Origin of the sequence: Candidatus Methanoperedens sp. BLZ2 (assembly GCF_002487355.1) — an archaeon.
Classification (GTDB): domain Archaea; phylum Halobacteriota; class Methanosarcinia; order Methanosarcinales; family Methanoperedenaceae; genus Methanoperedens.
In genome coordinates this window covers 1-12,126 of record NZ_NTMG01000084.1, presented here as the reverse complement: position 1 = coordinate 12,126, position 12,126 = coordinate 1, and the positions used below count along the sequence as shown (strand labels likewise).

The window sequence follows — 12,126 nt, the reverse complement described above, 5'->3', positions numbered from 1 at the left end:
AAATGAAAGAAGTAGATTACACAGTGCCATTGCTTGTTTCGGGGATTTTTGCATTAGTACTGTCAGGATTTTACCTTTACAAATCTGAAAATTCTGTTTTTATGCGCCTTGTTTCTTCATGGTATATGAAAAACAGATACAGCAGAGCTGTTATACAAAAAGATACCCGGAAGCAAGATATTGTCCTGTTAATTATCCTGATAATTCTTATAGCAGGATTTGGCTTAAAACTTATTGGATTTGCAGCGGTCATATCGGATTCTATGAAGCCTCAATTCCAAAGAGGTGATCTTGTAATGACACAATCGATATCTAAAGACCCCCAAATTGGAGATATAATTACATTTAGGGCAGCCAATGTTCCAAATCCTGTGACTCACAGGGTCACCGGTATTCAAAGTAATTATGTATCCACAAAAGGAGATAATAATCCTGCGGCTGATGATTATGGAACAACTAAGAATGATGTTATTTCAAAAGCTGTTGTCATAGAAGGCCATCCTGTCGTGCTAAAAGGTGTTGGGTCTCTTTTCATCCTGGATTTTTCCAAAGAAGGTAAACTAAGCAGATTCGGTGACCAGTATGAATTCTTCCAGAATCTCTTCATGACAATAAGAACATGGGGATACGTCATAACCTTAATTGCTTTTAGCGCTTTAATATTATCTATGTTTGGGAATAAAAGATGAATAAAAATAAAAGTTTATATAATGTAGTAATTCTTGCAGTTATAGTGACTGCATTGATTCAAACAATTTCATTTATCAGTAACGATATTCCAATTTTCCAGCAAGGCCAGGATAAATGCATAAATTGCCATGAGAATGTAAAGAACCAATTATCCGCATCATCCCAGCACTCCTCATTTTCCTGTACAAACTGTCATCCCAAATCACCGCTTAATCATACAAATAAGGCTCCGGAATGTGAATACTGCCATGATGTAACGCAATTGGGTGATACCGATGAAGCCCATTTCGATTTCATACCTTTGAGTTCAGAAGGTTGTATAGCTTGTCATACGAACTATAATGTAATAATTAATTATTCAAGACCCGAATTTATTTCTTACACAATCACGAACGATTCGGGAAACTGGATCATCTCCAATTTAGCAACAACAGGCGTATTGAATCTCTCTTATAATGCAATGAAATCCGGAGGCAACCATAATGTTAAGAATGTATCGTGCAAAGATTGCCATAAAGATATATTCGATGCGGTTTCTGTGAAGGGTCATGCTGTCGTCGAAGGAAAAGATGGGAAAGAATCACTTTACCATAATACAAATAACACAATAAGCAGGGAAGCATGGTGTCTCACATGCCATAATCCGAGAGATAACAAATTTTCAGCACAGCATTCAGCACGCAAAACAACCTGTGAAGAATGCCATGAAGCCTATAATTTACCAGCCCATCCGGGTAATTTCTATACTAATATCAAAACTGTTCCTCGTTTATACCGAAGTCTGGTGTGCATATCATGTAAATCTGTGGGATGGCAGGTACCTGGCACAACATTGAAGTTTAAAGTACATCAAGAGCCGTATTTCGATGTAACGATGTCGTGATCAAATGTTCAAGCTCAAGCTCATATTCCCCGATGATATCCAGAGTATTTAAGAAAAATGAATAAGAATTTATATCTGATAGTAGTTTTGGTTTTAGCAATAACCACTATTAGTCAGACCGTTTCCTTCATTATCGGCGATCATCAATTTTATCAATCAGTCCAGGACAAATGCATAAAATGCCATGGAGATATCAAGGCACAGCTTTCCACATCAGACCAGCATACAAATTTCTCATGTGTTAACTGTCATGCCAGATCTGCAACTAACCATACTAACAAGCAACCAGAGTGTGGTTACTGTCATGCTACATCGAGTATGAGCGATACATTAGAAGCCCACCCGGATTTTTCACCTATGGGTTCACAAGGGTGTGTAGCCTGCCATTCGACCTATAACGCGATCTTAAACTATTCCCGGCCAGAATATATCGACTATACAATTAAAAATAATAATGGAAACTGGATAATCTCAGATTTTAAAACCGAAGGAACATTAAATCTATCATATGATGCTATGAGACAGGGGGGAAAGCATAATATAAAAAATGTCTCATGTAAAGACTGCCATAAAGATATTTTTGATGCGGTTTCGTTAGGCGGTCATGCTGTGGTACTTGCCAGAAATGGAACGCAAGTGGATTACCATAATAATTCTAACTCCACCCCTGAAGAATGGTGCAGGACATGCCATAACAATAACGATACGAAATTCCAGAACCAACAACATTCCATAAAAAAGACTACGTGTGAACAATGCCATCAAGCTTATAATTCAACGCATCCAGGCAATTTCTTTTCAAATATAAATACAGTTCCTCATTTGTACCGCAGCCTTGTCTGCATATCATGTAAATCCGCGGGCTGGCCAGCACCTGGTGGCGCAATAAGTTTCAATGTTCGTGAAGAACCTTATTATGATGTTGAATTCCGGATAATTTTTCCTTTGAACATAACCGATTCATCACCTGTCGGCGACCCAACCACACCAGCGGGTGTATCTCAAACATTTTCCGCAACCCTGAACAGATTTGCAGATATCACCTGGTATAATAACGGTTCTGAGATTTTCAGGGTCTTAAGCGTGATATCTGCAAGTTATACAGATTCAAAAAGAATTCCTGGAGTTTATAATATTACAGCAATTGCCAGTGATCGTTATGATTCAACCGCAAGGACATGGATATGGAATGTCACTAACGGAACCGGAGGTGGAGGAGGCGGTGGAAGCGGTGGAAGCGGCGGTAGCGGCGGAGGTATAGGAAGTGGTACTTCGAACAATATAAGCGGATATGTATTCGATAATTTTGGTACACCACTTTCAGGTGTGCTTGTTCAAAATGGTAGCTACCAGAATAATACCTCAGAATCAGGCTTTTACTCGATAACAGATATCCCTAATGGCGAATACAATTTCACATATTCCAAAGCCGGATTTGACAGTGATTATTTCATATTTTCACTTGGCGGCATTACTATGGAAAATATGAATAAGACTCTCTTTGACAGGACACCTCCGGGTTCGGTTACCGATCCAAATTCAACAACCGGTAATTTCTTCATAAACAATACATGGATAAATCCGCAAGATATTGACTTCAATAGAACGATGTTCAGATATGGCAATGGAAGTACTTTCCAGAGTCTTAACAACTCTACAAATTATCTCAATCTTACTTTTTCCCCGCATTATGTTCAGAATATTACTGCCCGGACGGTAGATAATTTCGGAAATGAGAATGAGACTCTTGTATGGTTCAATGCTACCATACCGGATAATATCCCGGTTTTGTCTCCAATTGGAAATAAAACAGTAAATGAAGGCGAATTGCTTGCATTCAATATCTCCTCTGTGGATGCTGATAATGACACAATGACTTATGGAACTAATGCAATAAATGGCACTTTAAATGCAACTTCAGGGCAGTTCTTATGGGTCCCTGGCTATGGAGATGCAGGTGTATATATATTGGATTTCAATTCCAGCGATGGATATGGTGGTGTGGCGAATGAAACGATTAATGTTACAGTTAATGATGTCCCTTTTTCTATCATAGATTCATTACCACCTGTAGATCCCGTTACTCCATCCGGTATTGCTCAAACATTCGGCCTGACTCTTAATAGAATTGGAGATGTCACCTGGTACAATAACGGCATTGAAAAATTCACGGTCACGGGCATATCATCTGCAAATTATACAAATTCAGTAGCAAGCGTTGGAATTTATAACATAACGGCCATTTCAAACGATGGATATGATTCTATTTCACGCAACTGGAGCTGGAATGTTACGGCTGGAAGCATGGGAGGAGTAGAGGGGGGAGGGGGCAGCGGTGGAAGCAATAATAGCATAAGCGGGTTTGTATTCGATAATTTTGGTTCACCGTTATCGGGTGTGCTGGTGCAGAATGGCAGTTATCAGAATATTACATCTCCTTCAGGCTACTATTCAATAACAAATTTGTCAAACGGAACATATAATTTCAGCTATTCTAAAGACGGATTTAGTACTGGCTATTTTGAATTTTCATTTAGCGGAGCAGTTATAATAAATGCGAACAAAACGATCTATGATAATACGCCGCTGGACTCAGTATCTAATCCGAATATGATAACAGGTAACTTTTATATCAATAATACATGGACTAATCCGGCGGATGTAGATTTCAATAATACCAATTTCAATTATTCAAATGGAACCGCTGCTTTTGTGGCTAACAGCACTACAACTTTCTGGAACCGTACCGGATTATCGCCGCATGAGATTCAGAATATCAGCGCCCGGACCGCTGATATATATGGAAACATTAATACAACAAATGTCTGGTTCAACATTACAATACCTAACAATGTGCCCGATCAGACCATAATTGGAAACAAGACCGTAACAGCAGGCGACCTGTTAATCTTCAATGTCTCAGCAACAGATGCGGATAATGACACGATCACTTATGGGACAAATGCCACCTACGGCAGCCTTAATGCCACAACTGGAGAATATTCCTGGCCAACAAATAGTACTGACGCTGGAATTTACATTTGGTACTTCAATAGTACTGATAATTATGGCGGCACATCGACTGAAACCATCAACGTGACCGTAACCGAAATCCCGGCCCTTGTTCCGCCAGTTCCTGTTAACCTCTCAAGTACCCAGGGTAACTTCTGGATAAATCACACCTGGGAACCGGGAGCAGGTAATGCTACGGATAGCTATAACGTAAGCGTGAACGGCATCTGGACGAACGGAACTACAAGCACATACAACAACACTACAGTTGAACCGCATGGCTGGAGCAACATCACAGTTTATGCCTACAACAGTCTGGGCCCAGGCACCCTGAACGCCACCCCTGTCTTCCAGGATATCCAGCTTGCCAATAACATCCCTGTCCAGATAGGTATTGGAGATAAGACAATAACAGCAGGCGACCTGTTAACCTTCAATATCTCAGCGACAGATGCGGATAATGACACGATCACTTATGGGACAAATGCCACCTACGGCACAATCAATGCCACAACCGGAGAATATTCCTGGCTAACAAATGGTACTGACACTGGAACTTATGTATGGTACTTCAATAGCAGCGATAATTATGGCAGCACAGCGACCGAAACAATAACCATAACCGTTACCGAAATTCCGGCTTATCTCCCGCCAGATCCTGTAAATCTCAACAGTACCCGTGGCAGCTCCTGGGTCAATTACACATGGGAACCAGGAGCAGGCAATGTTACGGATAGCTATAATGTAAACGTTAATGGTACATGGACAAATGGAACAACCAGCACCTACAATAACACTACAGTCGGCCCGCATGGCTGGAGCAACATAACAGTCTATGCCTACAATGCTTCAGGCAGTGGAACCCCGAGTCTCAACCCGGTTTCCGGTGAAACGCAGGTATTGAATGCTGCTCCCCTGCAAGCCCCTATCGGGGATAAAGCAGTAACAGCCGGAATGGAACTGACCTTCTCCATCATCTCCACGGATGCGGATTCTGATCCACTCACCTACGGCACAAATGCAACCAACGGCACACTGAACACCACAACCGGAACCTATTCCTGGCCAACAAATGCAAGCGATGTCGGGACTTATGTCTGGTATTTCGAAACAAATGATACGTACGGCGGATCAGCGACCGAAACAATAACTATAACCGTTACCGAAATTCCGGCTTATCTCCCGCCAGATCCTGTAAATCTCAACAGTACCCGTGGCAGCTCCTGGGTCAATTACACATGGGAACCAGGAGCAGGCAATGTCACAGACAGCTATAATGTAAACGTGAACGGCACATGGACAAACGGTACTTCGAATAATTACATCAATACCAGCATCAGTCCGCATGGCTGGAGCAACATAACAGTCTATGCCTACAATGCTTCAGGCAGTGGAACCCCGAGTCTCAACCCGGTTTCCGGTGAAACGCAGGTATTGAATGCTGCTCCCCTGCAAGCCCCTATCGGGGATAAAGCAGTAACATCAGGCTCATTGTTAACCTTCATAGTTTCAGCGACAGATGCGGATAATGATACAATCATCTACGGCACGAATGCAACGAACGGCACGATCAATGCCACAACCGGAGAATATTCCTGGCAGACCAATAGCAGCGATACGGGAATATATACCTGGAACTTCAATTCCAGCGATAATTACGGTGGAGTTGCGAGTGAAACTATTACAATCACAGTGACCGCAGTATTACCCGTGAATTACACGCCACCATCACCGGTCAACCTCATTAGCACCCAGGGCAACTTCTGGATAAATCATAGCTGGGAACCAGGAGCAGGCAATGTCACTGACAGCTACAATGTAAATGTTAATGGCACATGGACAAACGATACAATCATCAATTACATCAATACCAGCGTCGACCCGCATGGCTGGAGCAACATTTCTGTCTATTCATACAACAGTTCAGGCACAGGAACATTGAATACTACTGCTTTAACCCGGAACACCCAGGTTTCCAATAATTTAGTAACGATCGGAAATATCTCATCCAGCTATACTATTACAGCTGGTGACACAATTTCTATCTATCCGATATCAAGCGACCAGGATTTAGATACGCCGGCTTTTGATCGGAACTTCACCAACGGTACATTCTATACCAATAACGGTACATTCATCTGGACAACAGCAAGCAGCGATACAGGCATCCATTCGTTGCAGATAAACGTAACAGACGGGTATGGTTCAGTTTCATCTGCAAATTTCACCGTAAATGTAACTGTAACCGAAATTCCGACCTATCTCCCGCCAGTTCCTGTGAACCTCATTAGCACCCAGGGCAACTTCTGGATCAATTATACATGGGAACCGGGAGCAGGCAATGTCACAGACAGCTACTATGTAAATGTTAACGGCACATGGACAAATGGAACAACCAGCACTTACAATAACACTACAGTTGCAGCACACGGGTGGAGCAATATTTCGGTATATTCATACAACGCCTCAGGCACGGGAACCCTGAACACCACCCCTGTCTCCAGTAATACACAGCTTGCCAACAATCTGCCTGATCAAACCACAATTGGAAACAAGACAGTTACAGCAGGCTCATTGTTAACTTTCATAGTTTCAGCAACAGATGCGGATAATGACACAATCATCTATGGTACGAATGCAACGAACGGCACGATCAATGCCACAACCGGAGAATATTCCTGGCAAACCAACAGCAGCGATGCGGGAACCTATGTCTGGTACTTCAATAGCACCGATAATTACGGCGGAACAGCAACAGAAACCATTACCATCACAGTGACCGCAGTATTACCCGTGAATTACACGCCATCATCACCGGTCAACCTCATTAGCACTCAGGGTAACTTCTGGATAAATCATAGCTGGGAAGCAGGATCGGGCAATGACACGGACAGCTACAACGTAAGCGTTAATGGCAGCTGGACGAACGGTACAACCAACAATTACGTCAATAACAGCATAGTCCCGCATGGCTGGAGCAACATAACAGTCTATGCCTACAATGCTTCAGGCAGTGGAACGCTGAGCCTTACCCCTGTCTCCCAGAATATCCAGCTTACCAATAACATACCCGACCAGACGAGTATTGGAGATAAGACAATAACAGCCGGCGATCTATTGGCCTTTAATGTTATGGCTAATGATTTAGATAATGACACAATCACCTACGGCACCAATGCCACTAACGGCACGATCAATGCCACAACCGGAGAATATTCCTGGCTAACAAATGGTACTGACACTGGAACTTATGTATGGTACTTCAATAGCAGCGATAATTATGGTGGCACAGCGACCGAAACAATAACCATAACCGTTACCGAGATTCCGACCTATCTCCCGCCAGATCCTGTAAATCTTAACAGTACTCTGAGCAGCTCCTGGGTCAATTACACCTGGGAACCAGGAGCAGGCAATGTCACTGACAGCTATAATGTAAACGTTAATGGTACATGGACAAACGACACGACCAGTAATTATATCAATTCCAGCATCGCCCCGCATGGCTGGAGCAACATAACTGTCTATGCTTACAATTCTTCGGGCAGTGGAACGCTGAGCCTTACCCCTATTTCCGGTGAAACACAGGTATTGAATAATATACCAGTCCAGTCCCACACAGATAATCAGACCGTATCGGCCGGCGACCTGTTAACATTTACAGTTTCAGCAACAGATGCGGATAATGACATAATCACCTATGGAACAAATGCAACGAACGGTATGATCAATACCACAACTGGAGAATATTCATGGCAGACCGACAGCAGCGATGCGGGAACCTATGTCTGGTACTTCAATAGCACCGATAATTACGGCGGATTTGATGGTGAAACCATTACCATCACAGTGACCGCAGTATTACCCGTGAATTACACGCCTCCATCACCGACCAACCTCATCAGCACTCAGGGTAACTTCTGGATAAATCATAGCTGGGAACCAGGAGCGGGCAATGATACGGATAGCTACAACGTAAACGTGAACGGCCTCTGGACGAACGGAACAATCAACACCTACAATAACACTACAGTTGCAGCCCATGGTTGGAGCAACATTTCGGTCCATGCCTACAACGCTTCAAGCGCGGGAACCCTTAACCTTACTCCTGTCTCCCAGGATATCCAGCTAGCCAATAACATACCCGACCAGACAGGTATTGGAGATAAGACAATAACAGCAGGCGATCTATTGACCTTCAATGTTACAGCTAATGATTTAGATAATGACATAATCACCTACGGCACCAATGCCACCAATGGTAGCCTTAATGCCACAACTGGAGAATATTCATGGCAGACCGACAGCAGCGATGCGGGAACCTATGTCTGGTACTTCAATAGCACCGATAATTACGGCGGATTTGATGGTGAAACCATTACCATCACAGTGACCGCAGCATTATCCGTGAATTACACGCCACCATCACCGGTCAACCTCATCAGCACCCAGGGCAACTTCTGGATAAATCATAGCTGGGAACCAGGAGCAGGCAATGACACGAACAGCTACAACGTAAACGTTAACGGCGCATGGATAAATGGAACGACAGCCAATTATAATAACAGCACAGTCGGTCCGCATGGCTGGAGCAACATTTCTGTCTATTCATACAATAGTTCAGGCACAGGTACATTGAATACTACTGCTTTAACCCGGAACACCCAGGTTTCCAATAATTTAGTAACGATCGCAAATATTTCATCCAGCTATACTATTACAGCTGGTGACACAGTCTCCATCTATCCGACATCAAGCGACCAGGATTTCGACACGCCGGCTTTTGGTCGGAACTTCACCAACGGTACGTTCTATACCAATAATGGTACATTTATCTGGACGGCAGCAAGCAGTGATGCAGGCATCCATTCCTTGAAGATAAACGTAACAGACGGGTATGGTTCAGTTTCATCTGCAAATTTCACCGTAACCGTAACTGTAGCTGAAATTCCGACCTATCTCCCGCCGATTCCCGTGAACCTCATTAGCACCCAGGGCAACTTCTGGATAAATCATACATGGGAAGCCGGAGCAGGCAATGACACGGATAGCTATAACGTAAGCGTTAACAACCTCTGGACGAACGGAACAATCAGCACCTACAACAACACTACAGTTGCAGCCCATGGTTGGAGCAATATTTCTGTCTATTCATACAATAGTTCAGGCACAGGAACATTGAACACGACCCCTGTCTCCAATAATGTCCAGGTTTCAAACAACGTGCCTGATCAAACCACAATTGGAAACAAGACAGTAACAGCAGGCTCATTGTTAACTTTCATAGTTTCAGCAACAGATGCGGATAATGACACAATCACCTACGGCACGAATGCAACGAACGGCACATTGAACAGTACAACAGGCACCTATTCCTGGCAGACCAATACTGATGACGTGGGAATCTATGTCTGGTACTTCAATAGCAGCGATAATTATGGCGGAACAGCGCCTGAGACTATCACTGTTACCGTGAAATCCATACCATCTTATAATGTAAGCGGTTATGTGTTTGATAATGCCGGTGCAGGATTGGGAAGTGTCCTGGTCCAGAATGGCAGCAAACAGAGTAATACCTCAGCATCAGGATATTATTCCATAACCAATCTTTCAAATGGCACCTATAACTTCAGCTATTCAAAAGCCGGATTTAATACCGAATATTTAGAGATCACAATTAGCGGAGCAGACAACACCAGCGCGAATAAGACACTATATGATACCACACCGCCAGCCAGTATCAACACCATTTCAGCTACTTCAACACCTTTGTATATTAACTGGACATGGTCAGATCCGTCAAATCCTGACTTTGATCATGTGGAAATATATATCGATAGTGTGTTCAAGACGAATGTAACCAGAGGCTGGCAATTCTACAATGCAAGTTATTTTGCACCGAATTTGACATACACAATTTCAACACGAACGGTGGATAATTACAGTAATGTGAATACTACATGGGTCAATAATACAGCAGCTACTTCCTCTGAACTCACTTATGTATTTAGTTTCATAAATGATACAGGAACAGTATCGAACTTCAGCAGCGCCCGGAATGCAAGTGATGGGGCTGTTTCAGTCTTTGCAGAAGTTAATGCGAGTGGATCGTACCAGCTCAATGTCACAACGAATACCACTGATATACCGGACGCCAGTATACATACACTGGAGCTGAGATACAATGTTTCCGGAGATAACTTCACGGTGCAGCTCTGGAATGGTTCATCATGGAACAACAGGACAACTCTAAACGATACATCACTATCCTACCGCAACATTACTTTATACCCCGAAGAGTTGATCTCCTATGGAACACTGGCGGGTAATGCAGGAAGTATTAATAAGTCCTATTCACTTGTTCGTTATATGGATTTGAACGCAAGCGCACAGCAGCAGGGAATCTTATACCTTGATTACCAGAGGATTTATAATTATTAGAATTTAGAATTATTAAATTTGAAAAATCATATGAGATGATAAAAAATGAAAGATAAAATCGCAGTCTTCAGTGCTATCTTACTGGGTATGGTAGTAGGCTTATTTGCAACAATATCACTTATAATTGATGCATTTTTTATCGGTAATCTAGTTGGTATCCTGATAGATCTCATTATAATAGTCTTCTCTTACATGACTGCATGGATCGGTGTCAGGCATATTCTTATGCAGAAAATCGCTAACGATAAAATGGATAAGGAATGGGATTATAAAATTAAGCCAATTATGAATATGCTTACTGATACGGTTGGCAGGATCAATGCAATGGAAACACAGGTAATGCAGACCAATCGAAGGGTGGATACGACTCTTGATTATGTGACAAAGATGCAGGACATGGATGCTTCAAAAGTATATATTTTTCCGGGCGCATCTTTTAAATTTATAGCAAAAGTTCTTGTAGTGATAGTCTTTACGTTCTCTGCATTAGTATATGTGGCTGAATATCCGCTGGGTATTGTTCATTATTTTATCCTGGTTATTTACCTGATATGGTGGGCATTATTCACATCAGAATATAAACTTTTCAATAACAAGATGGCTTGGGTTTGGGCGCTTGCTCCAATAATGACCGTTCCTGTCGGGGGAATTATACTTGATGCAGCATGGGGACCAAATATTATGATGGGTATTTTATTCGGTCTATTATTCTTCTATGTCTATCTTTATTATTCCTGGGCAGCCTATGTTACTGTAGGGTTCAAATTGTTCGATATGACAATGATCAGGGATTATCTCCTTAAAAACATGGATACTTACTTCGAAAAGGAGAAAACTGAGCGCAAGATAAACAGGAAATGGATCGATGCAGTAATTCTTGCCTGCATAGTGATTGCAGGAGTAATTGCGATCTGGATTTTTATTTAATGAATATATAAGAACGTGTAAAGTAACTTTACTCCGCACTTTTAAAGTGCGGAGCATTATCACTATGTTCAGTATCAATTCCCTTGCGGGCTTCAACTTCATCACATGCGATGTACGGATGAGTTACAGGCAGCCTGCCGTTTCCAGATATACCGAGAACGGCAATATTCCGA

The 12,126-nt window shown here is 42.5% G+C and carries 4 protein-coding genes; all 4 read left to right on the top strand.

Annotated elements, in window-relative coordinates; translation table 11 throughout:
• Positions 1–2 precede the first annotated feature (2 nt).
• The 4 genes from CL181_RS18345 to CL181_RS18330 are packed head-to-tail and all read left to right on the top strand — an operon-like array spanning position 3 to position 11,953.
• On the top strand, positions 3–689 hold the full coding sequence (locus CL181_RS18345; RefSeq protein ID WP_097300773.1) for a signal peptidase I: 687 nt from the start codon (positions 3–5) through the stop codon (positions 687–689).
• Positions 686–1,573 (top strand): cytochrome c3 family protein, encoded by an 888-nt coding sequence (locus CL181_RS18340; protein ID WP_097300772.1) that lies wholly within the window; start codon positions 686–688, stop codon positions 1,571–1,573. The genes CL181_RS18345 and CL181_RS18340 overlap by 4 nt, the downstream gene beginning before the upstream one ends.
• A gap of 57 nt (positions 1,574–1,630) precedes the next feature.
• Positions 1,631–11,026, top strand: a complete 9,396-nt coding sequence (locus tag CL181_RS18335) for a carboxypeptidase regulatory-like domain-containing protein (RefSeq protein WP_176505324.1) — start codon at positions 1,631–1,633, stop codon at positions 11,024–11,026.
• Positions 11,027–11,071: 45 nt separating this feature from the next.
• Positions 11,072–11,953: a hypothetical protein gene (locus CL181_RS18330; protein WP_097300770.1), complete on the top strand. Its 882-nt coding sequence runs from the start codon at positions 11,072–11,074 to the stop codon at positions 11,951–11,953.
• Positions 11,954–12,126 lie beyond the last annotated feature (173 nt).

What these genes read in the sequence shown, in the direction of transcription:
- CL181_RS18345 (WP_097300773.1), top strand. Translation starts at nt 3, where the DNA reads ATGAAAGAAGTAGATTACACAGTGCCATTGCTTGTTTCGGGGATTTTT.
- CL181_RS18340 (WP_097300772.1), top strand. Translation starts at nt 686, where the DNA reads ATGAATAAAAATAAAAGTTTATATAATGTAGTAATTCTTGCAGTTATA.
- CL181_RS18335 (WP_176505324.1), top strand. Translation starts at nt 1,631, where the DNA reads ATGAATAAGAATTTATATCTGATAGTAGTTTTGGTTTTAGCAATAACC.
- CL181_RS18330 (WP_097300770.1), top strand. Translation starts at nt 11,072, where the DNA reads ATGAAAGATAAAATCGCAGTCTTCAGTGCTATCTTACTGGGTATGGTA.